This window comes from Actinoplanes sp. NPDC051513 (assembly GCF_044454685.1).
Taxonomy (GTDB): Bacteria; Actinomycetota; Actinomycetes; order Mycobacteriales; family Micromonosporaceae; genus Actinoplanes.
In genome coordinates this window covers 110021-133431 of record NZ_JBITDW010000021.1, presented here as the reverse complement: position 1 = coordinate 133431, position 23411 = coordinate 110021, and the positions used below count along the sequence as shown (strand labels likewise).

The window sequence follows — 23411 nt, the reverse complement described above, 5'->3', positions numbered from 1 at the left end:
TAATCCAGAGGGTCTGCGCGTCGGCTCCGGCCGGTGACCGGCTCTATCAGCTGATCCAGCGCCGCTTCGGCCGGCTCTGATCAACTTCCTGCGCTTCTCCCCGGGCCAGTGGCGCCGGATCGGCGGCAACGAGTTCTCCTACTGCAACCGGCTGCGCGCGTCGCAACTCGAACAGGCGTTCACCGCCGCGGGCTTCCACATCGAACGCAGCGATCGCACGGTCGACGAGCCGTCGCGGGCCGCACTGGATCGCGGATTCCCGCTGCACCCGGACTTCCGGCGCTTCACCCCGGCCGACCTGTGCACGACCGAGCTGGAGGTGTACGCGAGGCCGGCCCTAACGGCCGGCGCGCCACCGGTAGGTGCGCACGGCCAGCGTGACGGCGGTGGCCAGCACGGTCGCGCAGGTCAGCACCACGCCCTTCCAGCCCCAGGCGACCATGGCCACGGAGAGCAAGGCCCAGGTGATGCCGCCGGCGATCAACAGTGTCATGAGAACCGGACGCGTGAACGGGGGCATGCCCGTGCGCGCCAAGGACGGATAGTCACTGGTCAGGCGCTCGACTATGCCCTCGAACTCCTGCCGGGTGTCCCTGCTGGCCATCGGACGCCTCCCGATCGTGTTAAGGACCGTTCAGGACAGGAGACTACGTCGTCAAGTTGTGAAAGCGATCCCACTGAACGGATGAGCCGCGCCCATCGTGAAGCCGAACTTGTCCGAAAAGTTCGTTAAATGCGGAACCCGCCGATAACTCGAGTGAGCTCGCGGGACATCTCGGTCAAATCAGCGATCGCGTGCTGGCTGTCGTCGACCTCGGTGACCGTGGCGGTCGCGGCGTCCGCGAACTCGCCCTCGTCGGCGACCCCGCGCAGCCCGAGCACGCCGACCACGCCCACGATGATCGCCGCCACGGCCAGCGCCCCGCCGACCTTGGTACGCAGCCGCCGGTCGCGCAGCCACCCACCCCGCGCCCTCACCGGACCACCCCCTGCCATTCGCTTCGACCGGCCGGGGCAAGATCTGGGTCATGGGGCTGTTCACGGTGCCGGAGGCACGGGCGGAGCTGGCGCGGCTGCGGCCGATCCTCGACGAGCTGGTGGTGGTCCGCGCCGATCTGGTCGAGCTGTCGGCCGCGCTGACGCCGGGCGGCGAGCCGACCGCGCTGGGCGGCCTGCCCGAGCGCAAGGCCGCCGAGGCGCGGCTCAACGAGCTGATGACCGAGGTGCAGCAGACCGGTGCCGAGCTCAAGGGCCTCGCGCCGCTGCTGATCGACTTCCCGGCCGACCTCGACGGCGTCCCGGTCCTGCTGTGCTGGCTCGAGGGCGACACCGAACTCGGCTGGTACCACCGTGCCGACCTCGGTTTCGCCGGCCGCAGGCCGCTACCTCGCGACGCCCTCCACCCTGGTGGCTAACCCCAGAACCCCTCGTGGACGGCGGTGGCGCTGATCAGGCCGACCGGCCCGTCGACCACGATCGAGCGGCCGCCGCGGGCGAAGACGTCACGGCTGGGCAGCCGCAGCGGAGGCACGCCCTCCTCCTCTTCGACCATGCCGGCCAGGCCCTCCTCGGAGAGGGCGAACACCACCCGGCCGATGCCCGACCAGTAGATCGCCCCTGCGCACATCGCGCACGGCTCGGTGCTCGTGTACAGCGCGCTGCCGCCCAGGGTCGGCCGGTCGAGCTTGCCGGCCACCCGCACCAGGTTGGTCTCGGCGTGCCCGGTCGGGTCGGCGCCGCTGACCACGCTGTTGCGCGCCTCCAGAACCTTCCCGCCGCCGGTCACCAGCAGTGCACCGAACGGGTGGTCGCCGCGCTCCCGCGCCTCCCAGGCCAGCGCCACGGCCCGCTCGAGCCAGTGCCGGTCGACCTTCGAGACCCGCCCCGACGTCACCAGAGTCATCGCAGTCCCCCTCCGCGTCGATCACTCTACGGTGGAGGCGCGCCTGCGCGCAGTCATCCGGGTGGACAGGAGACCCATCGGCGATAGCCGGACAACTCCACAGTGGACAGGGAGCGGCCTGCTACTTCTGCGGGCGCAGGCGCAGCCCCTGCATGCCGCAGTCGACCGCCAGCGACGTGCCGGTCGTCGCCGCGGCGAGGGGGCTTGCCAGGTAGGCGATCGCGGCTGCCACCTCGTCGGCCGTCACCAGGCGGCCGGTGGGCTGACGAGCCTCCAGCGCCGCGCGCTCGGCCGCGGGGTCGGGGGCCTTGGCCAGGAGCCGGCCGATCCACGGGGTGTCGGCGGTACCAGGGTTGACGCAGTTGACCCGGATGCCCTCGCGCAGGTGGTCGGTGGCCATGGCCAGGGTCAGCGAGAGCACGGCGCCCTTGGTGGCCGAGTACAGCGCCCGCTGGGGGAGCCCGGCGGTGGCGGCGATGGACGAGACGTTGACGATCGCGGCGTGCGAGGAGCGGCGCAGGTGGGGCAGGGCCGCCCGGCTGGTGCGGACCATGCCCTGGACGTTCACGTCGAAGACGCGTGCCCACTCGGCGTCGTCGTTGTCCTCGACCGAGCCCTGGGCGCCGATGCCGGCGTTGTTCACGACGATGTCGATGCCGCCCAGGGCGGAGGCCGCGTCGTCGACGGCCGACCGGATCGACGGGTCGTCGGTGACGTCGGCCTTGAAGCCGAGCAGTGGCGCCTCGACGGACGGGGTGAGGTCGAGGCAGGCCACGCGCGCGCCGCGGGCGGCCAGCAGGGTGGCGGTGGCGAGGCCGATGCCGGAGGCGCCTCCGGTGACGATCGCGTTCAGGCCGGCGAATTCGGACATGGGTTCAGCCCTCCAGGACTTGGCTCTTCACAGCCGCGGATCAACGTGGGTCTTGGGTCCGGCGCCGGGCGGGCGATGGTGGCCGGCCAGCACGCCGGCGATCTCGTCGAGGCTCACCGTCGCGGCGACCAGCGGCCGGGGGTCGACCGAGCCGTTCGCGTACGCGTCGATCGCCCCCGCGAGCCCGGCCGACGCGCCGAGGATGCCGACCGCGGTGACGTCCTTGAGCACCAGATCGCGGGTGTCGACGAGGCTCGGCGGCACCGACAACCCGATGTAGACCACCCGGCGGCCCGGCTCGACCAGATCGAGGGCGAGCGCCGGCATCTCCGTCCCGGTCGATGCGTCGACGATCCCGTCCCAGGAGATCGACGGCAGCGTGTCGCGCGTCCAGACCGCGGAGAAGCCCAGCGAACGCGGCAGCTCCAGGTCTTGCCGAGTGCGGCCGATCAGGTCGACGGCGATGCCCCGGGCGCGGGCGAACAGGGCAACCAGCAGGCCGATCGTCCCGGTGCCGAGGATCAGCAGCCGCTCGCCCCCGGCCACCGCGGCGGCGCCGACGCAGCGCAGCGCGTTGCCGCCCGGCTCGACCAGCGCGCCGAGCGTCGCGTCGACCGCGTCGGGCAGCCGATGCAGGTACGCCGCCGGCACCGCGAGCTGCTCGGCGAGCGCGCCGGGCAGCCCGTCGGTGATGCCGAGCTCGTGCCGCTCGGCGCACACCCAGTGCCGCCCGGCGGCGCAGCGCCGGCAGTTCCCGCACCCGATCATCGTGTCGCCGGTGACCCGCCGGCCGATCCAACCCTCGTCCACCCCGTCGCCGACCGCGGAGACAACCCCGCACCACTCGTGGCCGGGCCGCAGCGGGTACGACGAGCCACCCGTACGGAAATAGCTCATCTCGCCGCTGAACAGCTCCATGTCGGTGCCGCAGACGCCCACCCGCTCGACGTCGACGACCACTTGCCCGGCCGCGGCCACCGGCGCGGGGACCGCGAGCACCTCGGCCTTGCCGGGCCCGGTGAACACGAGGGCACGCATCAGCGCGGCCCCACGACCCGCTGCCGGCCGCTGCCGAGCCGGTCGATGCCGAGCTCGACGACGTCGCCGGGCTGGAGCCACACCGGCGGGCGGAAGCCCATGCCGACGCCGGGCGGGGTGCCTGTGTTGATCAGGTCGCCCGGCTCGAGCACCATGAACTGGCTCAGGTGGTGGACGATGAAGTACGGGTGGAAGACCATCGTCTTCGTGTTGCCTGTCTGCCGGCGAACCCCGTTGACGTCGAGCCACATGAACAGATCGAGCACGTCGGGGATCTCGTCGGGGGTCGCCAGCCACGGCCCAGCCGGGTTGAACGTCTCGGCGCTCTTGCCCTTGGACCACTGGCCGCCGCGTTCCATCTGGAACGCCCGCTCGCTCACGTCGTTGACCAGCACGTATCCGGCGATCGCCGCCGCGGCGTCGGCCGGCGAGTCGAGGTACGAGGTGCGGGCGCCGATGACGATGCCCAGCTCGACCTCCCAGTCGGTCTTCTCGGAGCCGCGCGGGATGCGGATGTCGTCGTTGGGCCCGACCAGCGTGTTGGGCGACTTGGTGAACAGGATCGGCTCGTCGGGGACGGCTTGGCCGGTCTCGGCGGCGTGGTCGCGATAGTTCAGGCCGATGCAGAGGATCTGGTGCGGCCGCGCGATGGGCGAGCCTGTCCGCTGCGACCCGAACGGCTCGGTCTCGCCGGCGGCGATCCGCTCGGCGACCGGCTCGGCCAGCCGGGCGAGGCCGTCGCCGCCGAAGAACGCCTCGTCGAAGTCGTGGACGAGATCGGACACGTCCACATAGTGGGTGTCGTCGACCCGGACGACGGGCTTTTCGGCGCCGGGGGCGCCGACACGCATGAGATACACGAGGTCTCCGATGTTCTTGGACGGATTGTCAGAGGGCGGGATTCCAGTACCACAGGTTGCCGTTGAGCCCGATGATGTCGACCCACAAGAGGCGGTCGCGTACGGGTCCCCGACCGGTCCCTCGCCGAGCGCGCACGCGTCGGGGCTCACCGCGGTGGCCGTGCAGGTGGCGGTCACTGCGGCGCGCCCCCGGCCGCGGTGATCATCAGGATCGCCGGCAAGTCGTCGATCAGGACCTGGAGCGGCGTGCGATGGGAGAACGCGCTGATGCTGATCGCCCCGCTCGGCATGCTCGGCGCGGCAAGGTAGGCCGGGACGGCCAGGCAGCTGACGAGCCGCTCGTTCTCCTGGTCGTCGAGGCCGTAGCCGCGGTCGCGGGTGCGCTCGAGCTCGGCGTGCAGCCCCTCGGCGGTGGTGATCGAGTTGCTGGTCGGCGCCGGGAGGGGCTGGTCGCCGATCCAGTCGCGCACCTCCTGCAGCGAATACAGCCGGTGGGCGAGCAGCAGCTTGCCGACCGCGGTGGTGTGCGCCGGGTTGCGGCCGCCGACCACCGAGGAGAGCCGGAACGCGCCCTCCGGCGGGTCGATCTTGGATCGGTAGATCACCGAGCGGCCGTCGAGGACCGCGTAGTGCACCGTCTCGCCGTATCTCTCGCAAAGACGCCGCAGGACGGGCTCGACCCGGAGATGATCGGGACGGGCCTCGTGGTGCGCGAACGCGAGCCGGAGGAACTCGTCGCCGAGCACGTATCGCCCCCAGCCGTCCTGCGCGGCGAAGCCGGCCCGGCGCAGCGAGGCGAGGGCGCGATGCACGGTCGGCTTGGGGCTGGCCATGGCCCGTGCCATGTCTTCGAGGCCGATGCCCTCGGGGTGCCGGGCGAGCTCGGCCAGCACGGCGAGCACCCGGTCGGCGCCCACCAGGCGCGTCTCCTCCTCGGACAGGTCGGTCATGTTCCGGATGTTAGACCGGTGTTCCGGCAAAGTGAAAGAGGGTTCCCAAGCTTGCCGCGCCGGGTTTAAAGTATCGGCATCATTTCGACTGACCGACAGCCGTTCCGATAAACGGAATCTGGGAGGTCCGCATGCGGCGCACTGCGGAGTGGTACGGCGGCGACGACCGGAACAGCTACATCCACCGAGCCTGGATGCGCCGGGGCCTGCCCACCGACGCGTTCGACGGCCGTCCGCACATCGCGATGGCCAACACCGCCTCTGACCTGACCCCCTGCAACGCGCACCTCAACGAGGTGTCGCGCAGCGTCGCCGACGGCATCCACCAGGCCGGCGGCATCGCGCTCAACCTTCCCGTGGTGTCGCTGGGCGAGACGCAGGTCAAGCCGACCGCGATGCTCTGGCGCAACATGGCGGCGATGGCCATCGAAGAGATGCTGCGGGCCAACCCGATCGACGGCGTGGTGCTGCTCGGCGGTTGCGACAAGACGATCCCCGCGCTGCTGATGGCCGCCGCCTCGGTCGACATCCCGGCCGTCGTGGTGCCGGGCGGCCCGATGCTGACCGGCACGTTCCGCGGCGTCCCGCTCGGCTGCGGCACCGGCGTGTGGCAGCTCTCCGAGGAGGTGCGGGCCGGCACGATGAGCGCGGCCGAGTTCGTCCGCTCCGAGTCGTCGATGATCCGCAGCCGCGGCCACTGCAACACCATGGGAACGGCCTCGACGATGGGTCTGCTCGCCGAGGTGCTCGGCATGACCCTGCCCGGCACAGCGGGCACCCCCGCGCCCGACAGCCGCCTGATCGAGGCCGCGCACGCCACCGGGGTCCTGGCCGTCGAGCTGGTCGACGCCGAACGGCGGCCGAGCCAGGTGATGACCCGGGCCTCGTTCCTCAACGCGATCGTCGCGCTCGCGGCGCTCGGCGGGTCGACCAACGCCGTGGTGCACTTGCTCGCCATCGCCGGGCGGCTCGGCGTCGAGCTGACGCAGGACGACTTCGACCGGGTCGGTTCGGGCGTGCCTCTGCTGGTCGACCTTCAGCCGGCCGGCCGCTTCCTCATGGACGACCTGTATCGGGCCGGCGGGCTGCACGCAGTGCTGCGCGAGGTGCGCGACCTGCTCGACCCGGTCGCGACGACCGTGACCGGGCAACCGCTGGTGTCATACCTCGACGAGGCCTTGGTCTACGACCGAGAGGTGATCCGGGCGCGGGAAGAGCCGCTCCAGCCCGAGGCGGGTATTGCGGTGCTCTACGGAAACCTCGCTCCCGACGGCGCGGTGATCAAGCCGGCCGCGGCCACGCCCGAGCTGCTCTCGCATCGCGGGCCGGCCGTCGTGTTCGACTCGATCGAAGACCTGCACACCCGGCTCGACGACCCCGGCCTCGAGGTCACGCCCGACTCGGTGCTCGTGCTGCGCGGCTGCGGGCCCAGGGGCTATCCCGGCATGCCCGAGGTGTCGAACATGCCGCTCCCGGCCAAGCTGCTGGCCCTGGGCATTCGCGACATGGTGCGGGTCTGCGACGGAAGGATGAGCGGCACCGCGTACGGCACGGTGGTCCTGCACGTCGCCCCGGAGGCGGCCGCCGGCGGCCCGCTCGCGAAGGTCCGCACCGGCGACATCATCGTGCTCGACGTCGCGAAGCGCCGGCTCGACGTCGACATCCCCGACGAAGAGCTCGCCGCCCGCGAGCCCGCGCCGGCCGCGGTGAGCGCCTACGCGGCACCCACCCGCGGCTGGGAGAAGCTGTACGTCGACACCGTCGGCCAGGCCAACACCGGGGCCGACCTCGACTTCCTTGTCGGCGGCAGCGGCTGGCACGTCTCCCGGGAATCCCACTGATGGCGCGGACGGCGGTCGTCACCGGCGGCATGAGCGGGATAGGCGCGGCGACGGCGGCTCGCTTGCGAGCAGACGGCGTCACCGTGCTCACGCTCGACATCTCGCCCGAGGCCGACCTGGTCGCGGACGTCACCGACTCGGGCGCCGTGCGGGCGATCGCCGCCGCGGCGGGCGAGGTGGACGTCCTCGTCAACTCGGCCGGCATCGTGGGGCCGAACGCGCCGCTGTGGGAGGTCCCGGCCGACGGGTGGGAGCGGACGTTCGCTGTCAACGTGCGCGGGACGTTCAACACCTGCCAGGCGTTCGTCCCCGGCATGATCGCTCGTGGCTGGGGCCGCATCGTCAACATCGCGAGCATCGCCGGCAAGGACGGCAACCCGAACATGTCGCCCTACTCGGCGTCGAAAGCCGCGGTCATCGCGCTCACGAAATCGCTGGGTAAAGAGCTGGCCACCACCGGAGTGCTCGCCAACGCGGTCGCCCCCGCCGTCATCGAGACCCCGATGAACGCCGACACCGGACCGGACGCCCTCGCCCACATCACCGGCCTCATCCCGATGCGCCGCGTGGGCCAGGCGTCCGAGGTGGCCGAGCTGATCGCCTGGCTCTGCTCCGACCGGATGACGTTCTCGACCGGCGCGGTCTACGACATCAGCGGGGGGAGGGCGACCTACTGACCGGTGATGGATTTGGGCGGTGTTTTGTGGTGTGGTGTGCCGGTGAGTCCCAGGAGCCGTGGCCGTCCGGCGGGACGTGGCGGAAAGAAGCAGAGCCGGCACCGCGCAGTGCGGCAGCTGCGGTTGTCCGACCGCCTGCTGCATGACGCGACCGGGCTTCACGACGACACCAACGTGCTCGGCGCCGAGTTGTGGGCATCCGAGTGGCTCGGCCGCGCTTGGCGGGACGCGGGCGTCGACGAGCGTCAGGCCGAGCATCTGCTGTGCCTGGAAGTCGTCGGAAGGGCGTCGACGACGCCGACCGTCGACGCGCTGGCCGCCCTCGTCGCACTGCGGCGGGTCGCGCCCGCGACCGAGCACGCGCTGCTCGACGGAGCGATCGAGCTGCTGGCCGGGTCGCAGGCGCTGCCGCCGTGGCATGCGGAGCCCGGCTTCGCCGCGGTTCGCGCGTGGCGGGCCGTGGACGTCTGGGACAGCGATCGAGTTCTGTTCGTCGAGTTCGCGGCGCTCGGCGACCCGGAGAGCGCGCACACGCTGATCGCCCAGATCCTCACGGTCTTCGGCACCGAGATCAACTATCTGGACGTCCTCCGGGCCGGCGCGGTCGCGTCGTGGGAGGGCAACGGCGAGCCGCCGATGCCGCTCGCCGAAGCCGCGGTCGGCGACGTGCTCGCCGAGTTGGCCGACGCCCTGCGGGCCACCGACACGCTGTGGCCACTTCCGGTCGACGACGACTACTTCGAATCGCGGGCGCTGGCCTGGGCACGATGCGCGGCGTACCTGTCTGACCGGCCCGACTTCGAGCCGCTGCCCCCGGCGGAGCGGCAGTCCCTGATCGCCGCCTTCGTCGCCGGCGACCCGGCGCCTGGCGACCCGGCGCCTGGCGACCCGGCATCTGGCGACCCCGCCGGCGGCGCAGAAGCCGGCGACGACGTGACCGCCTCGCTCGCTGACCTGTTTCTCGACTACGGCGACGGCTACCTGCACGACCGCCCGCTGGGCTGGAGCCCGGCCGCGGTCATGCTGTTCCTCACCGACTGGCTGCCGCGCAAGGCGTTCCTCGATGCCGAGCAGCGCGCGTCCCTGCCCGGGACGTTGCGCCGATGGCTGCGGTTCGCTCTGACCCGCCGGGGCGTTCCGGAGGCATGGATCGAGCCCGTCGTGGCGGCGGTCGACGATCACCTCGGTGCTTTCGCGGAAGCCTTCGACGACGAGAGCGCCGGGGGACCGGCCGGGGAGATCGCTGCCGAGCTCGTCGGCCGGGGCGTCGATCTCAGCGACCGGGCGGCCGTCGACCAGGCCATCCGCGGTTTGAACGCCGAACGTTCGGCCCGGAGGCTGATCGACCCGGGCCAGTAACATGATCGGGTGCTAACCCCCGGAGTCGTGCTCAGCGACCGCTACAGGCTCACCGAACGCATCGCGGCGGGCGGCATGGGTGAGGTGTGGCGCGGCGTCGACCTGCTGCTGCACCGCGGCGTGGCGGTCAAGGTGCTGCTGCCGACGCTGATGGCCGACGAGGAGTTCATCGCCCGGTTCCGCCGGGAGGCCCGGGTCATGGCCGCGCTGCGGCACCCGGGGATCGTGCAGGTCTACGACTACGGCGAGAACGCGAGCGTCGACGGCCGGCGGCTCGACTACCTGGTCATGGAGTACATCGACGGCACGCCCCTGTCGAAGCGGATCGAGGCGGCGGGGCGGCTGCCGGTCGCCGAGACCATGACCATCGTGGCCCAGGTCGCCGACGCCCTGCAGGTGGCCCACGAGGCCGGCATCGTGCACCGCGACGTCAAACCCAGCAACCTTCTCGTACGCCCGGGCGGGGCCATCGTGCTCGTCGACTTCGGGGTCGCCCGGTCCGCGGGAGTCGAGGGGCTGACCAGCACCAACGTGGTCCTCGGCTCGGCACATTACATGGCGCCCGAGCAGGCCGAGGGCAAACCCCTCAACGGCGCCACCGACGTGTACGCCCTCGGCGCGGTGGCCTACTGCTGCCTGGCGGGCCGCCCGCCGTACGTCGGAGACCATCCCCTGCAGGTGCTCGCGCAGCTCGTCACCGCCGAGCCACCCACCCTGCCGATGGAGGTGCCGCCGCAGGCCGCGGCGGTCGTGATGCGGGCGCTCGCCAAAGACCCGGCCCGTCGATTCCCGTCCGCCGCGGCCTTCGCCGCCGCCGCCCGGGCCGTCCCGCCGATCGCCCAGTCCCCGGCGCCCGGCGCCGGCTTCGGCGCGCGGGGCCCCGCAGCTCCCCAGCGCGGATCGGCCTCGGTCGCGCCGGGCGGCTTCGCGCCGGGATCCGCGTCCGTTCCGCCGGCCGGGTTCGGCGCGGCGGCCGGCACGCCCTATTCCGCCGGCGCAGCGCCCGTTGCCGGCGTCGGCAGGATGGGCGGAGGCGGCGGCGGTGGCTACGGCGGGAACGGCGGTGGCTACGGCGGGAACGGCGCTGGCTACGGCGGGATCGGTGGTGGCGGCGCCGCTGGCGCAGATCCCGGCAATCCGGGCGGCCGCACCCGCCGCCGCAACACCACGCTCGCCGTCGTCGCTGCCGGCGTCCTGGTGGCCGCCATCGGCATCGGCACCGTGATCGCGCTCGGCCCCGGCACGAGCGAGGCCAACACCCCGACCAACCAGGGCCCCGACCTGGGCCTGGCCGATCCCGGCGCCAACCCCCAGGGAAACCCCAAGACCAACCCCAAGACCGGCGCTTCGGCCTCCAAGAAGCCGGCCCGTTCACACCCCGCCTCGAGCGCCCCGGCGGCCGAAGACCCCACCGAGAACCCCACCGGCGACCCGACGCAGCCCGCCGGCCCCACCGCGTCGTCGCCGAGCGCCGGCGCCACCAACCCGCACACCCCCAAGGCCGTCTGCGGCAGCTCCTTCACCGTGATCGACCAGGCCGCGCTGAAGTCGGCCGACGGCGCCGTCCTCGGCCGCGTCTACCTGCTCTACAACGACGCCACCGGCAAGAACTGCACCGTCACCCTCAAGACCACCGACGTGGGCACGGCCTCGGCCGCCTCGGCCTACCTCGAGGTGCAGGGCGCCGACCGGGTCACCGACAGCGGCAGCTTCGAGTACTACGCCGGCCCGGTGCGTGCCCTGGCCAACAAGACCTGCGTCAAGTGGGGTGGCTCGATCGGGGACGCCACCTACGACAGCCCGTTCGAGCATTGCGGGTAGGTTGCGGGTCCGGTCGGGAAAAGTTGCGCTAAGTCCGTTTCTCCCGGCGGCCGATGCGGTGGTCGAGATGCCGTCGAAGCCAGGGGGACACACGTGAGCACGACCACCGAGACCCACCCCGAACCGTGGTGGGCCGAGTTCGAGCAGCACTGCGACAAGTTCGACGCCGCGTCGGTGACCGAGGCGCTCGGCGACGCGATCCTCCCCGGCATCCCCTCGCTGCTCCTGCGCCGCGAGGGCGAGATCGCCACGGAGAAGGTGCTGCGTCATCTGAACCGGCCGGGCAGCCCCGAGCTGGCCGAGACGGCCGCCGCCGCGGCCGAGAGACTGACGGTCACGGTCGAGCGGATCAGCGAGCGCTCCGGGAGCGAGGGCACCGAGGCCGCGTACGCCCTGTGCCGGCTGCTCCGGGGCAGCTGGTCACGGGCCGCCGCCGAGGCCGAGCCGCTGGTCGGCGCGAGGCCGCTGGTCCGGGCGTTCATCGGCGCCCTGCACCTGGAGCCGTTCGGCGCCGAGCTGGCCCAGCGCCTGCTCAACGCCGGCTACACCCCGGCCACCGCGGTCCGCTCGGGCGTGGTGCTGGGCCGCTACAGCTGGTGGCCGTCGTGGCTTCAGGAGATCGTCACCGAGCGCGTCCTGGCCGGCACCCTCGACCACGACACCATCGCCGCGCTGAAGGAGTGCGCGTTCGCCGAGCTGAGCCCCACCCAGGCCCGCATGGCCCGCCGCCTCATCAAGGGCGAGCCCCAGCTGGTCGAGACCACCGCGTCCCGCCTGGACAGCCTCGGCGAACACCCCACGGCCACCAAGCTCCGCGGCGGCGATGTCCGCACGGTCGCCTTCGCCGCCCGCCTGATCCCCGTCTGACCTGCCCGCCGGCGCGACGGCCCTGGTGGGAGGTCACGCCGGCGAAACTGTCGTACGCCCGTGGCAGCCTGTCCGCATGCGAATCGACGGACGAGTCGCGCTGGTCACCGGCGCGGCGGTGGGCATCGGCCAGGCGATCGCGTGCCGGCTCGCGGAACACGGCGCGCGGCTCGTCCTGGCCGACATCGCCGACTGCGCTGCGACATTGCAGAGGGTGGAAGAGGCCGGCGCCGACGCGATCGTCGTCGACGCCGATCTATCCGATGACGAGCAGGCCGAGCGGCTCGTCGATGCCACCCTGCGGCGCTTCGGCGGCGTGCAGATCCTGGTCAACAATGCGGGCGGCGGCCAACCCACGGCCCGATACCCCGCCGCGACGCCCGCGCAGTGGTCCGCGGTGCTGGCGCTCAACCTGCGCGCGCCGATGCTGCTCACCCAGCTCGCGCTGCCGGCCCTGTCGGCGGCGGGCGGCGTGGTGGTCAACGTCGCGTCGACCGCCGGCCTCGACCACTCGCCGTACGAGTGGCCCGAGTACGCCGCGGCCAAGGCCGGCCTCATCCGCTTGACCACCGCCGCGAAGGCCGGCCTCGGCGAGCGGGCGAATGTCCGTGTCACCTGCGTCGTGCCCGATTGGGTGCGCACGGCCCGCGCCGAGGCCGAGCTGGCCGCGATGACCGCGGAGGAGCGTGCCGCTCGCCCCGAGCCGATCCCGCTGCCGGTCCTCACCGGCGCCGTGCTCGACCTGATCCGGGACGACGGGCTTTCCGGCGAGGTCGTCGTGCTGCGCCCAGGGGCGGAAACCCGCGGAGGCCGGCGCCGCGACGACTGCTGATCACCAGTCGAGGGCCACGCGCCACTCGCTACGCGGCACCACCGCATAGCGCGATCCCTCGGCCGGCGGGTGTCCCAGCGCGTCCTCGACCGCCCTGGCCCGCCCGCGCCGGGCCGGCATGCCGGGCCGTCGCGCTACTTCGCCCACAACCTGCCACGTCCCGTCGCCGACCTCGCGCAGAACCACATACGTCGGTCTGTCGTCGCCCATGCCTCATCCTGACGGACGCGGCGGGGCGCCGGCATGACGGACGCGGCGGGGCGCCGGCATGACGGACGCGGCGGGGCGCCGGCATGACGGACGCGGCGGGGCGCCGGCATGACGGACGCGGCGGGGCGTCGGCATGACGGACGCGGCGGGGCGTCGGCATGACGGCCGGCGGGGGCCCGTGGGAGAGCCCCCGCCGTAGACGTCCGCCTCAGATGCGGGTCACGACGCCGTGCGGGTCCACTGCTGGTTGGTGCCGCCGTTGCAGCTGTACTGCTCGATGTCACCGCCGTCGGCTGTCGACGCGCCGGTCACGTCGAGGCATTTGCCGCTGTGGCGGGCCTTCAGGTTGAAGTAGCTGCCGGTCGCCGCCCACTGCCACTGCTGGTTGGTGCCGCTGCCGCATGCGTACTGGATGACGTTGGCCCCATCGGCCGTGGATGCCGACGCCACGTCGAGGCACTTGCCGCTGTTCTGATTCACCACGCGCGCGTATCCGTTGCCGAGATCCTCGAAGGCCCACTTCTGATTGAGCCCGCCGTTCCAGCCGTACTGCTTGACCTCAGCATTGTCCGAGAGGGAGCCGCCGACCAGGTCCGCCACCTTGCCGCTGTTGCGATTGGTGACCCGGTAGTGGGTGAGCACCGTGTTCCCGCCGCCGTCCAGGCCCCACGAGTAGCGCAGCTGGTCGCGCCCGGACGCGTTGGTCGTCGACAGCGTGAGGTTGGTGCCGCTGCCGCCGATCTCCTGCAGCCGGTAGGGGTCGGCGATCCGCACGCCCGGCCAGTACACGGTTCCCAGGCCGAGGGAGCGGGCCTCGGCCGCCGTCCCGCGGATGAAGGCCACGAAACTGTCGCTGGTCGTGGGGGCGTTGTAGTTGCGGCCGTCGGTCATCGGCGCGCCGAACTCCGTGATCAAAACCCGTGACGCGTACGCCCCGACGCTGGTTCGCAGGGATTCGCGCCAGGAGTCCTCCGTGGTCCGGCTGGAGTCGAAGAACTGGTAGGTGTGCCGCGAGATGAGCGTCCCGTCGAAGCGGCTGTCCGACCCGATCGTGATGAGCCGCTGGTTGTACCCGGCGCCCGAGATGATCACCCGGCCGCGCGGCGCCGACGGGTAGTTGGCCAGCCACTGGGCGGCCAGGTTCTTCCAGTCGGCGTCGCTGTACGCGTACGGCTCGTTCATCGGCTCGAAGTAGACGTTGGCGTTGCCCGCGTACTTGTTCACGATCGTCTGCCACATCGACCAGAACTGGGTGAGGTTGTCCACCGACCCGTTGCGCGAACTGGCCGCCTCCCAGTAGCTGAGGACGACCTTCATGCCCTTGGCGGTGGCCGCGTCGATCGCCCCGGTGTACGAGTTCCAGTACGACCCCGAAACGGTCGGATAGTTAACCGGCATTCGCACGGTGTTGGCCCCCAGGTTGTTCTGGAAGCCGGTGAGGATCCCGTTCGCCTTGGCCTGCGTGGTGGCGTAGCTGTCCGAAGTGCTCAGCCCGCCGAGCACCAGGACGTCGTCGACGAAGTTGTCGCGCTGGTCGGCCCAGTTGACCCCGCGAAAGCCGTTGGTGGCGGCGGCCGCGGGGGTGGCCGGCACAACGAGGACAGCGGCCAGGAGTGCCAGGATCGGCAGAGCTTTCTTCATGGTGATGGCGTAGCGGACCCGGCGACGCGTACGCCACGAAGCGAACCCACAAGTTCAGAAACGTTCACACCCGAACGTGAAAGGGTGACGACTGGCGTACGACCAGCGACGGCGCGACCAGAACGCCCTGGGCCGGCCGCTGCGACCCGTCGAGCAGCCGCGAGACGATCAGCTCCACGGCGAGGCGCCCGACGTGGTTCTTCGGCGGGCGCACCGCGGTCAGCGGCGGCTCGCCGAGGTGCGCGACCTCGTCGTCGTACGAGATGAGGGCCATGTCCTCGGGAACGCGCCAGCCCTGCTCGGCGCACGCCTGCGCGACGGCGATCGCGTGCGGGTCGCTGTGCACGATCAACGCGGTCGCCCCCGCCCGCCGGCAGCCGGCCACCACCTCGCGCACCATCCGATGCGGCGGATCGTCGAGCAGCACGGGCGGCAGCAGGTCGGGATGGCGCAGGTAGGCCGAGGTGGGGCTGCCTCGCGACAGCAGCAGCCCGATCCGCCGGTGCCCGTGCTCGCTCAGGTGCTGCACGGCGATCTCCAGGCCCAGCCCGTGATCGCTGCGCACCCAGTCGGTCCGATGGCGGCGCCGGGGCTGGCGCTCGACGAGCACCGACGGGATCGGCAGCCCGCCGATCCAGTCGATCATGGCGTCGTCGTCGAGGCTGGGCGCCAGCAGGAGGCCGCGCACCTCGCCCGCCTCGACCAGCCGGCGGATCTGCCGCCGGTCCTCGTCGGGCTCGTAGCTGGAGCCGCGCAGCTGCAGGGTCACCCCGAGCGCGCCGGCCGCCGCCCGCGCCCCGGCGATCACCGGCGGCCAGTAGAAGTCGAGCGACGGCACCACCATCCCGATCGTGAAGCCGGAGGTGACGGCGGCGCGCGGCCGGCCGGCGGGCCGGGAGCGGCTGGGCAGGGTGGCGCCGCCGTGCACCCGGTTGACGAGGTTGCGGGCGGCGAGGGCGGCGATGTCGCGGCGGATGGTGAGCTCGCTGACGCCGAGGTCACGGGCGAGCTCGCGTACCCGTACGGCGCCGTGCGTGTGCAACTCGGTGAGCAACCGCTCGTGCCGCTGCACCTGGAAGAGGCGTTCGTCGGTCACCACGCACTCCCGTCCGGCGCAAGGAGCGGCGGGGGGAGCGCCGTGATTGTTTCGTGATGGTTAACGTAGTGCGGCACGATATCGAGCGTCAACGATGTTCGGATGGTTTCGTTCGTGGACGAGTCGGGTCGGATCGTGGCGTCACCCGTCCCGCTCCACTACCAACGGGCTATGCGAAGGCTGGGAGTCGTAGCGCTTGTCATGGCCGTCATCGCGCTGGCCGCCACGCCGGCCTCGGCGGCGGCGGTCACCGTGGTCAACGGCACGCAGTTCACCGACACGTCCGGCGCGGTGGTGCAGGCGCACGGCGGGGGAGTGCTCAAGGTCGGCTCCTACTACTACTGGTTCGGCGAGAACCGGAACGCCGACAACACGTTCAAGGCGGTCTCCGTCTACCGGTCAACCGATCTGCGTGCGTGGGAGTTTCGCAACAACGTGCTCACGTCCTCGTCGGCTGCGGAGCTGAACGGCGCCAACATCGAGCGTCCCAAGGTCATCTACAACGCGTCCACCGGCCAATACGTGATGTGGATGCACAAGGAGAACGGCTCGGACTACGGCGAGGCGCGGGCGGCCGTCGCGTATTCGTCCACGGTCGACGGCTCGTACACGTATCAGGGAAGTTTCCGCCCGCAAGGCACCTACATGTCGCGGGACATCACGCTGTTCAACGACAACGGGACCGCCTACATGATCTCGGCGGCCGACGAGAACTACGACCTGATGATCTACCGCCTCACCGCGGACTATCGCGGCATCGCGAGCGTCGTCGGCAACTTCTGGAACGACGCGCACCGCGAGGCGCCGGCCCTGTTCAAGCGGGGCAGCACCTACTTCATGCTCACCTCCGCGGCGACGGGCTGGAACCCGAACCAGGCGCAGTACGCCACCGCGTCGAGCATCTCCGGGCCGTGGACCGGCTGGGCCAACGTGGGCAACTCGACCACGTACAGCTCGCAGCCCACGTACGTCCTGCCCGTCCAGGGCACGTCCACGACGAGCTATCTCTACATGGGCGACCGCTGGGCCGGCGCGTGGGGAGGGCCGGTCAACGATTCCTCGTACGTGTGGCTGCCCTTGAATTTCCCGTCGGCCACCACCATGAGCATGTCGTGGTATCCGACCATCACCATCGACACGGCCACCGGGAGCATCACCGGCAATGCCGCCACCTACTACCGCATCGCCAACCGCAACAGCGGCAAGGTGATGGACGCGGTGAGCGCGTCCACGGCGAACAACGTCGAGATCAAGCAGTACACGTGGAACGGCGGCGGCAACCAGAAATGGGAGTTCCAGGACGCGGGCGGCGGCTACTTCCGCATCGTCAACCAGAACAGCGGCAAATGCCTCGACGTCTCCTCGTCCTCCACCGCGGACGGCGCCAACATCATCCAGTACACCTGCGGCAGCGGTACCAACCAGCAGTGGCAGTGGGCGGCGACCGGCAGCTACTTCAACCTGAAGGCGCGGCACAGCGGTAAATGCCTCGACGTCGTCAACTCCAACACCGCCGACGGCGCCGACATCCAGCAGTACGCCTGCAACGGCGGAAATAATCAGCAGTGGAGCCGGACGCAGTCCTAGATTCTGGGGTCGTGGCCTATCAGCATCCGCTCCACTATCTGCTCGGGGTTTCGGGACTCGCGCTGTTGCGCGCCTACGGCGGGTCCCATTCCCGTGAGTTCGCGGACGAGCGGGTCGACGAGATCCGCGCGCTGCTGGAATCGCCGCTGTCGGCGGCCGACGGGGTCGAGGCCGGCGTGGTCGACACAGTGAGTGGCTATCGCGCCTGGTCCGTCACGTACGACGAGCCGGGCAACGGGCTCTTCCCGCTCGAGGAGCCGTTCGTCCACGAGATCGTCGATGCGCTGCCACCCGGCGTGGCCCTCGACGCGGCCTGCGGCACCGGCCGGCATGCGGCGTACCTCGCGGCCCGGGGCCATCAGGTGATCGGCGTCGACAGCTCGCCCGACATGCTTTCCCATGCCCGCGCGAAAGTGCCGACCGGAACTTTCCACGAGGGCTCGCTCGATCGGATCCCGCTGCCCGGCGACCACGCCGACCTGGTGGTCTGCGCGCTCGCCCTGGCCCATCTGCCCGACCTGCGCCCGGCCTTCGCCGAGTTCGCCCGCGTGCTGCGCCCCGGCGGCCACCTGATCGTCACCGACATCCACCAGGAGACGGTGCTGCTCGGCTCGGTCCCGCACGTGCGCACCCCTACCGGCGAGCCGCGGCTGATCCCGTCCTACCGCCATCGCGCCTCCGACTACCTCGGCGCGGCCCTGCCGCTGGGCTTCGACGTGCGCCGCTGCGAGGAGCCGTGGCGGCCGGCCGCGGATCCGGACCCGGCTCCGGTTGCGGCGCAGGCGTTGGTGGCGGATCCGGCGTTGGTGGCGGATCCGGACCCGGCTCCGGTTGCGGCTCGCCGCGAGGAAACCGGCGAGTGGGACCTCTGGCCGTGGACGCTCATGGAGATCGTCCCGGAGGCGACCGGCGCCGCGTTCCGCGAGACACCGGCCGCCGTCCTGTGGCACTTCCAGCTACGCGGCTGAGCAGTAGGTGCTCTGCTTGCCGATCACCTTGTAGGGGCAGTCGGCCACCTCGGCGAGCAGCAGCGCCGCCTCCCGGTTGCGCGTCGTCTCCCGGGTGATGACGCTCGCCGGCGGGTAGAAGCCGCCGCCCGACGCGCTCGTCGGGTACATCTCGAACGTGTACGCGAAGATCTTGTGCGTACCCCACAGCCAGTCGAGCAGGTCCCCGTCGGTGATGTAGAGGTCGCTCGACTGCTCGGGGGTGTACCGGTTGGTCGCGGCCATCTGCCGGCCGAAGGTCGCGAACGTGTTGTAGTCGTCGGCCGTCATCCCCGTGGCCGTGTTCGCGGTGGTGTAGCCGAACGGCCACAGGACCAGTTCCGAGTACGTGTGGAAGTCCATCGCCGCCTTGATCTGCTGCACCCCGCCCACGACCCGGGAGCCCACGAAGTCGCGAACCGCCCGCGTCTCCGGCGCCGAGAACGCCGACGGCCCGCGGTAGGTCGCCGAGGAGGTGCTGCCCGACGAGCCGCCGCAGCAGCCCCAGCGGTACCCGTAGTTCCGGTTGAGGTCGGTGCCGACCGCCGAGGAGCCGCTGTTCGGCTGCCGGTTCTTGCGCCACGATCGGTAGCTGCCGGTCGCCACGTCGTATTCGGAGCCGTCCGGGTTGACCGAGGGGACGATCCAGATTTCCCGGCTGTCCACGACGGCGCGGATCCGCGAGTCGCTCGGGTAGCCGCTGGTGAACTGTTTCAGCAGGTAGACGGCCATCTCGACGGTCAGGTGCTCGCGGGCATGGTGGTTGGCGTCGTAGAGGACCTCGGGCTCGGCCTCATCGGTGCCCACGTTGTCCGAGATCTTGACGGCCACGATGTCCCGGTTCTCGTACGTCTTGCCGATGACCCGCTTCGAGGCGATCGACGGGAAGGCCGCGACGACCTGGTTCACGTCGGCGATGATCTCGGAGTAGTTGTGATACGCCGAGTCCGACGGCGGGAAGTCATAGGTGCTCAGCACCGGCTCGACCGTGAACCCGAGGCGCCGCAGGGCGCCGACCTCGGCGTTCGTGGCGGTCACCGTGGCCACCCGATGCTCGATGCCGTCGATGGCCACGCCGGTCCGGGCGATCGCGTTCCGCTGCGCCAGGGTCCGCACGCCGAACACTTCGTACTGGCCGGGGGAATCGGCCGGCTCCGCGCCGGCCGGCGACCCGGCCCCGAACGCGATGCTGGCCCCGAGGATGGCGACGGCCAGGGCCGCAATGCTGCGTCGTCTCATGAACGACCTCCGCAAGTGGGGGATTGTTCTCCACACCCCACCACTTGAAGTAGATCGACATCAATCCATTCCGTCATGCCAGTCCCACCCTCATCCCGGCGTGATGCCCCGTCATGCAGCTTGACCATGCCGGCCAATCGGCCCGGGGGCCGCCCGGGGTGAGGGGATCGTCAGACCGGCCCGCCGCCGAGCCCGATCTCGTTGCCGTCCGGGTCGGCGTAGGTTGCCTTCCGGACGCCGTTGTCGTAGGTCTCCTCCTTGGCCGGGGTCAGCCCCCGCGCCGCGATCGCCGCGGTCCGCTCGTCGAAGTCGTCGACGAACAGCGTGTGCATGGCGTGCCCGGCCCGCTCGGGCAGGTGCTCGATGTAGAGATACCGGTGCTCGGCGATCTCCCACACCGCCTCGACTTCGTTCGGGAAGAACGCCGGCGGCGCGCCGAGCAGCTTCTCGTACCAGGTGAGCGCCGCCGCGAAGTCGCTGACGGCGATTCCCGCGAACAGGTCGACGGTCATGCCGCCCATCGTAGGCCCCACAATGGGCCATTGATCGTTGTCGTCGAGGAGGGGAGCGCCCGTGCGCGCCGTCTGGATCACCAAAGCGGGCGGACCCGAGGTCCTCGAGGTCCGTGAGAGCCCCGACCCGCGGCCCGGGCCGGGCGAGGTGCGCATCGCGGTCCGGGCCGCCGGACTGAACTTCGCGGAGGTCATGGCCCGGCAGGGCCTGTACCCGGACGCGCCGAAGCCGCCGTGCGTGGTGGGGTACGAGGTGGCCGGCGTGATCGACGCCGTCGGCGCCGGGGTCGACGGTCTGGCGGCGGGGCAGCGGGTGCTCGCCCTGGTGCGCTTCGGCGGGCACGCCGAGTCGGTGTGCGCGCCGGCCGAGCGGGTCCTGCCGATGCCCGACGACCTGAGCTTCACCGACGGGGCCGCGCTGCCGGTCAACTACCTGACCGCGTACCACATGCTGTTCCGGGTGGCGAACCTGCGCCGGGGCGCCCGGGTGCTGGTGCACATGGCCGCCGGTGGCGTCGGCCTCGCGGTGCTGCAACTGTGCCGCACGGTGCCCGAGGTCGTCACGTTCGGCACGGCGTCCGCCGCGAAGCACGCCGTGCTGCGTGAGGAGGGCTGCACCCACCCGATCGACTACCGCACCGGGGACTACGCGGCGCGGGTGCGGGAGCTCACCGGCGGCGAGGGCGTCGATCTCGTCCTCGACCCGCTGGGCGGCCGTGACTGGAAACGCGGGCTTCGCCTGCTGCGCCCGGTCGGGCACCTCGTCGCGTACGGGTTCGCCAACCTCAGCGCCGGCGAGCGGCGCAGCGTGCTCCGGCTGGCCGGTCAGTTCGCCGGTGTGCCGCTGCTGACCCCGTTCGCGATGATGAGCCGCAACCAGACCGTCAGCGGCGTCAACCTCGGGCACCTGTGGAGCCGCGGCGACCTGCTGCGCGAGGAGCTGGCGGCCCTGCTCGACCTGTGGGGCGCGGGAGCCGTCCGGCCGCGTATCGACGGGGTGTACCCGTTCGAGGAGGCCGCGGCGGCGCACCGCCGGCTCGGCGAGCGCCGCAACATCGGCAAGGTCGTCCTCGTTCCCTGATTTCCGGCTAGCAGGTAGTTGAAGTTGGGTGGTGGCGTGGCTGCGCGGGCAGGCATCGACAGGAAGGCTTGGTGGTAGTCAACGAGACTCAGGAGACCGCGATGACCACGACCGCCGACCCCAACCTCATGCCCGTCGCCGCTGTCAGCGCGCCCATGGTCCGGCATCGCCGCCATCTGCCGTCCTGGGCGCGGATCTTCCTCGGCGGCGGCGCCCTGTGGATCGCCGCCGTCGTCATCACCTTCGTGACCGGCAACGTCAACCTGATCCCGACGATCATCCTGGTCGGGGCCTTCCTGGTGCCGGTCGCCTTCGTCACGTACGCCTTCCAGCGCGCCGACGGCATCCTGACCCCGCAGAAGATCTTCTCCGCGTTCCTCTACGGCGGCGTCATGGGCGTCCTCGGCGCTTCGGTCCTCGAGGCCGCGTTCGTGCACAACACCTCGATACACGGCTTTCTCGTCGTCGGCCTGATCGAGGAAGGCGTCAAACTGCTCGTGCTGTGGCTGATGGCCCGCCGCCTCGGCCGGTACACCGTGCGCGACGGTCTCGTCCTGGGCGCCACGGTCGGGTTCGGTTTCGCCGCCTTCGAGAGCGCCGGCTACGCCTTCCAAGCGCTGTTCACCCAGCCGGGCGGCCTGTCGCTGCTGAACGTCGTCGAGACCGAGATCCTGCGCGGCGTGCTCACCCCGTTCGGCCACGGACTGTGGACCGCCATCGCCGGCGCCGCTCTCTTCGCCGTCGCCGCCCGCCGCGGCGGGATCAGGCTGCGGTCCAAGCTGGTGCTCGGCGCCTACCTCCTGGTGGCCGTGCTGCACGCCCTCTGGGACGCGGCCGGCCTGGCCGCTGCCTGGCTCACCCTGCACCTGACCGGCTCGGCCATGCAGCGCTACGACGCCCGCAACGGCGTCGGCATCACGGCGACCACCGGCCAGGTACGCCTCGACGCCGTTCTCGGCGTGGTGCTGCCCGCCCTCGACCCGCTGATCGGCCTGGCCGTCGTCGCCGCCGTGATCGTGCGCGTCCGTCGTCAGGAACGCGCCGCCGCCTCGATCGCCGGCTGATCAGGTGGCGATCCGGCGGTCGCCCAGCTTGACCGCGACCACCCCGCCGATGATGAGCAGGCCGCCGGCCAGCTGCATGAGGCCCGGCAGCTGGTCGACCAGCAGCCACGCGAACACGACCGCCGCCACCACTTCGAGCAGCGCCACGAACGACGCCACCCGGGAACCGAGCCGGCGCGAGGCGGCGATGCCCGTCGCGTACGCCAGCGCGGCCGTCACCAGGCCGAGCAGCAGCAGCGGCACCCACCACGGTGGACTGCCGACCGCGAACGTCACCGGCGCGGTGCTGGCGTGCATCGGCAGCAGGCCGGTGGCCGCCAGCGCGCCCAGCGTGACCGCGCCGACCGTCAGGCCGACGCCGGCCAGGGCGAGCGGGGGCAGGCCGTTGTCGGTGTCGGCCGAGATCAGGAAGTAGGCCGTGGCGCCGATCATCGCGGCCAGGGCCCAGGCGACGCCGGACCAGGCCACGTGGGCGCCCGAGGTCAGGTCGAGCACGAGCACGAGGCCGGCCGCGGCGATGGCGGCGCCGATGACGGTGAGCCGGGCGGGACGCTGGCCGTGCCGCATCCACATCCAGGCGACCACGGCGGCGGGCGCGGTGTACTCGATCAGCAGGGCGGGGGCGACGTCCATCGCGGCAACGGCCGAGAAGTAGCAGAACTGGGCCCCGGCGACGGCCAGCACCCCGTACACCATGATTTGGCCTTTTTGTCGTGCCAGGAGATGCCACCGGCCGCGCAGCGCGGCGATCGTGAAGGGCGCCAGCGCGAGCGCGGCGATCGTCATGCGGCACAGGACGATCGCGCCGGGGCTCCACCCCTCGGTGAGCAGGCCCGACGCGAGCGGGCCGGAGAGGCCGAACGTGGTCGCCGACACGACGGCGAGCAGCAGGCCGCCGCCGACAACCGAGCCGGCATGCACCGTGGGTCTGTCATTGGCTATCTGCGTCATAGACAATGACGCTATGGACATGGGC

24 protein-coding genes and 1 pseudogene are annotated in these 23411 nt (G+C 71.5%); 11 read left to right on the top strand and 14 right to left on the bottom strand.

Annotation, left to right across the window (positions count from 1 at the left end; all coding sequences use genetic code 11):
* Positions 1–46: 46 nt before the first annotated feature.
* From ACIA5D_RS40265 to ACIA5D_RS40255, 3 genes are all read right to left on the bottom strand, one after another.
* Positions 47–268, bottom strand: coding sequence for a hypothetical protein (locus tag ACIA5D_RS40265; RefSeq protein ID WP_396035786.1), 222 nt, complete (start codon positions 266–268; stop codon positions 47–49).
* Positions 269–337: 69 nt separating this feature from the next.
* On the bottom strand, positions 338–604 hold the full coding sequence (locus tag ACIA5D_RS40260; RefSeq protein WP_396035785.1) for a hypothetical protein: 267 nt from the start codon (positions 602–604) through the stop codon (positions 338–340).
* A gap of 125 nt (positions 605–729) precedes the next feature.
* A complete protein-coding gene (locus tag ACIA5D_RS40255; protein ID WP_396035784.1) occupies positions 730–978 on the bottom strand; it encodes a hypothetical protein in 249 nt (82 codons plus the stop codon).
* 50 nt (positions 979–1028) lie between these two features.
* Between ACIA5D_RS40255 and ACIA5D_RS40250 the strand changes: the two genes are divergently transcribed.
* A complete protein-coding gene (locus ACIA5D_RS40250) occupies positions 1029–1415 on the top strand; it encodes a DUF2203 domain-containing protein (protein WP_396035783.1) in 387 nt (128 codons plus the stop codon).
* On the opposite strand, the gene ACIA5D_RS40245 is transcribed toward ACIA5D_RS40250, so the two are convergent.
* From ACIA5D_RS40245 to ACIA5D_RS40225, 5 genes are all read right to left on the bottom strand, one after another.
* Positions 1412–1903, bottom strand: a complete 492-nt coding sequence (locus ACIA5D_RS40245; protein ID WP_396035782.1) for a nucleoside deaminase — start codon at positions 1901–1903, stop codon at positions 1412–1414. The genes ACIA5D_RS40250 and ACIA5D_RS40245 overlap by 4 nt on opposite strands.
* A 121-nt stretch (positions 1904–2024) precedes the next feature.
* Entirely contained in the window at positions 2025–2774 is a 750-nt protein-coding gene (locus ACIA5D_RS40240) for an SDR family NAD(P)-dependent oxidoreductase (RefSeq protein WP_396035781.1), read from the bottom strand.
* Between the two features lie 27 nt (positions 2775–2801).
* Entirely contained in the window at positions 2802–3812 is a 1011-nt protein-coding gene (locus tag ACIA5D_RS40235) for a zinc-binding dehydrogenase (protein ID WP_396035780.1), read from the bottom strand.
* Positions 3812–4672: a fumarylacetoacetate hydrolase family protein gene (locus tag ACIA5D_RS40230; protein WP_396035779.1), complete on the bottom strand. Its 861-nt coding sequence runs from the start codon at positions 4670–4672 to the stop codon at positions 3812–3814. Before ACIA5D_RS40230 ends, ACIA5D_RS40235 begins: the two co-directional genes overlap by 1 nt.
* A 173-nt stretch (positions 4673–4845) precedes the next feature.
* Complete coding sequence (locus ACIA5D_RS40225) at positions 4846–5622, bottom strand: IclR family transcriptional regulator (protein ID WP_396035778.1); 777 nt, start codon at positions 5620–5622, stop codon at positions 4846–4848.
* A gap of 131 nt (positions 5623–5753) precedes the next feature.
* Between ACIA5D_RS40225 and ACIA5D_RS40220 the strand changes: the two genes are divergently transcribed.
* From ACIA5D_RS40220 to ACIA5D_RS40195, 6 genes are all read left to right on the top strand, one after another.
* Entirely contained in the window at positions 5754–7463 is a 1710-nt protein-coding gene (locus ACIA5D_RS40220; protein ID WP_396035777.1) for a dihydroxy-acid dehydratase, read from the top strand.
* Positions 7463–8140, top strand: a complete 678-nt coding sequence (locus ACIA5D_RS40215; RefSeq protein WP_396035776.1) for an SDR family NAD(P)-dependent oxidoreductase — start codon at positions 7463–7465, stop codon at positions 8138–8140. The genes ACIA5D_RS40220 and ACIA5D_RS40215 overlap by 1 nt, the downstream gene beginning before the upstream one ends.
* Positions 8141–8182: 42 nt before the next feature.
* The gene (locus tag ACIA5D_RS40210) at positions 8183–9499 is read left to right on the top strand and encodes a hypothetical protein (RefSeq protein ID WP_396035775.1); all 1317 of its coding nucleotides are present in this window, start codon (positions 8183–8185) and stop codon (positions 9497–9499) included.
* Positions 9500–9508: 9 nt separating this feature from the next.
* Complete coding sequence (locus tag ACIA5D_RS40205) at positions 9509–11320, top strand: protein kinase (RefSeq protein WP_396035774.1); 1812 nt, start codon at positions 9509–9511, stop codon at positions 11318–11320.
* Positions 11321–11413: 93 nt separating this feature from the next.
* Positions 11414–12187: a hypothetical protein gene (locus ACIA5D_RS40200; protein ID WP_396035773.1), complete on the top strand. Its 774-nt coding sequence runs from the start codon at positions 11414–11416 to the stop codon at positions 12185–12187.
* A 76-nt stretch (positions 12188–12263) separates the two neighbouring features.
* A complete protein-coding gene (locus tag ACIA5D_RS40195) occupies positions 12264–13019 on the top strand; it encodes an SDR family NAD(P)-dependent oxidoreductase (RefSeq protein WP_396035772.1) in 756 nt (251 codons plus the stop codon).
* On the opposite strand, the gene ACIA5D_RS40190 is transcribed toward ACIA5D_RS40195, so the two are convergent.
* From ACIA5D_RS40190 to ACIA5D_RS40180, 3 genes are all read right to left on the bottom strand, one after another.
* Positions 13020–13229 carry a hypothetical protein gene (locus tag ACIA5D_RS40190; protein WP_396035771.1) on the bottom strand — a complete coding sequence of 70 codons (210 nt, stop codon included), beginning with the start codon at positions 13227–13229 and terminating at the stop codon, positions 13020–13022.
* A gap of 219 nt (positions 13230–13448) precedes the next feature.
* Positions 13449–14870 (bottom strand): RICIN domain-containing protein, encoded by a 1422-nt coding sequence (locus ACIA5D_RS40185; RefSeq protein ID WP_396035770.1) that lies wholly within the window; start codon positions 14868–14870, stop codon positions 13449–13451.
* 64 nt (positions 14871–14934) lie between these two features.
* On the bottom strand, positions 14935–15966 hold the full coding sequence (locus tag ACIA5D_RS40180) for a LacI family DNA-binding transcriptional regulator (RefSeq protein WP_396035769.1): 1032 nt from the start codon (positions 15964–15966) through the stop codon (positions 14935–14937).
* A 171-nt stretch (positions 15967–16137) separates the two neighbouring features.
* On the opposite strand from ACIA5D_RS40180, the gene ACIA5D_RS40175 reads away from it, so the two are divergent.
* Together ACIA5D_RS40175 and ACIA5D_RS40170 are read left to right on the top strand one after the other, a co-directional pair.
* A complete protein-coding gene (locus ACIA5D_RS40175; protein ID WP_396035768.1) occupies positions 16138–17553 on the top strand; it encodes an RICIN domain-containing protein in 1416 nt (471 codons plus the stop codon).
* A gap of 11 nt (positions 17554–17564) precedes the next feature.
* Positions 17565–18521, top strand: a complete 957-nt coding sequence (locus ACIA5D_RS40170) for a class I SAM-dependent methyltransferase (RefSeq protein WP_396035767.1) — start codon at positions 17565–17567, stop codon at positions 18519–18521.
* On the opposite strand, the pseudogene ACIA5D_RS40165 reads toward ACIA5D_RS40170, so the two are convergent.
* Both ACIA5D_RS40165 and ACIA5D_RS40160 read right to left on the bottom strand, forming a co-directional pair.
* Positions 18522–19778, bottom strand: a pseudogene (locus ACIA5D_RS40165) (M14 family metallopeptidase); the annotation flags it as partial.
* A 170-nt stretch (positions 19779–19948) separates the two neighbouring features.
* Positions 19949–20290, bottom strand: a complete 342-nt coding sequence (locus tag ACIA5D_RS40160) for a VOC family protein (RefSeq protein ID WP_396035766.1) — start codon at positions 20288–20290, stop codon at positions 19949–19951.
* Positions 20291–20351: 61 nt separating this feature from the next.
* Between ACIA5D_RS40160 and ACIA5D_RS40155 the strand changes: the two genes are divergently transcribed.
* On the top strand, positions 20352–21371 hold the full coding sequence (locus ACIA5D_RS40155; protein WP_396035765.1) for a medium chain dehydrogenase/reductase family protein: 1020 nt from the start codon (positions 20352–20354) through the stop codon (positions 21369–21371).
* A gap of 101 nt (positions 21372–21472) precedes the next feature.
* Positions 21473–22435, top strand: a complete 963-nt coding sequence (locus ACIA5D_RS40150; protein ID WP_396035764.1) for a PrsW family intramembrane metalloprotease — start codon at positions 21473–21475, stop codon at positions 22433–22435.
* On the opposite strand, the gene ACIA5D_RS40145 is transcribed toward ACIA5D_RS40150, so the two are convergent.
* Positions 22436–23386, bottom strand: a complete 951-nt coding sequence (locus ACIA5D_RS40145) for an EamA family transporter (RefSeq protein ID WP_396035763.1) — start codon at positions 23384–23386, stop codon at positions 22436–22438.
* Positions 23387–23411 lie beyond the last annotated feature (25 nt).

Excerpts from the sequence above, each read along its gene's own strand:
- ACIA5D_RS40195 (WP_396035772.1), top strand. The coding sequence starts at position 12,264 with ATGCGAATCGACGGACGAGTCGCGCTGGTCACCGGCGCGGCGGTGGGC.
- ACIA5D_RS40250 (WP_396035783.1), top strand. The coding sequence starts at position 1,029 with ATGGGGCTGTTCACGGTGCCGGAGGCACGGGCGGAGCTGGCGCGGCTG.
- ACIA5D_RS40150 (WP_396035764.1), top strand. The coding sequence starts at position 21,473 with ATGACCACGACCGCCGACCCCAACCTCATGCCCGTCGCCGCTGTCAGC.
- ACIA5D_RS40220 (WP_396035777.1), top strand. The coding sequence starts at position 5,754 with ATGCGGCGCACTGCGGAGTGGTACGGCGGCGACGACCGGAACAGCTAC.
- ACIA5D_RS40160 (WP_396035766.1), bottom strand. The coding sequence starts at position 20,290 with ATGACCGTCGACCTGTTCGCGGGAATCGCCGTCAGCGACTTCGCGGCG.
- ACIA5D_RS40235 (WP_396035780.1), bottom strand. The coding sequence starts at position 3,812 with ATGCGTGCCCTCGTGTTCACCGGGCCCGGCAAGGCCGAGGTGCTCGCG.
- ACIA5D_RS40175 (WP_396035768.1), top strand. The coding sequence starts at position 16,138 with ATGCGAAGGCTGGGAGTCGTAGCGCTTGTCATGGCCGTCATCGCGCTG.
- ACIA5D_RS40190 (WP_396035771.1), bottom strand. The coding sequence starts at position 13,229 with ATGGGCGACGACAGACCGACGTATGTGGTTCTGCGCGAGGTCGGCGAC.
- ACIA5D_RS40145 (WP_396035763.1), bottom strand. The coding sequence starts at position 23,386 with ATGACGCAGATAGCCAATGACAGACCCACGGTGCATGCCGGCTCGGTT.
- ACIA5D_RS40245 (WP_396035782.1), bottom strand. The coding sequence starts at position 1,903 with ATGACTCTGGTGACGTCGGGGCGGGTCTCGAAGGTCGACCGGCACTGG.
- ACIA5D_RS40215 (WP_396035776.1), top strand. The coding sequence starts at position 7,463 with ATGGCGCGGACGGCGGTCGTCACCGGCGGCATGAGCGGGATAGGCGCG.
- ACIA5D_RS40260 (WP_396035785.1), bottom strand. The coding sequence starts at position 604 with ATGGCCAGCAGGGACACCCGGCAGGAGTTCGAGGGCATAGTCGAGCGC.
- ACIA5D_RS40240 (WP_396035781.1), bottom strand. The coding sequence starts at position 2,774 with ATGTCCGAATTCGCCGGCCTGAACGCGATCGTCACCGGAGGCGCCTCC.
- ACIA5D_RS40225 (WP_396035778.1), bottom strand. The coding sequence starts at position 5,622 with ATGACCGACCTGTCCGAGGAGGAGACGCGCCTGGTGGGCGCCGACCGG.
- ACIA5D_RS40185 (WP_396035770.1), bottom strand. The coding sequence starts at position 14,870 with ATGAAGAAAGCTCTGCCGATCCTGGCACTCCTGGCCGCTGTCCTCGTT.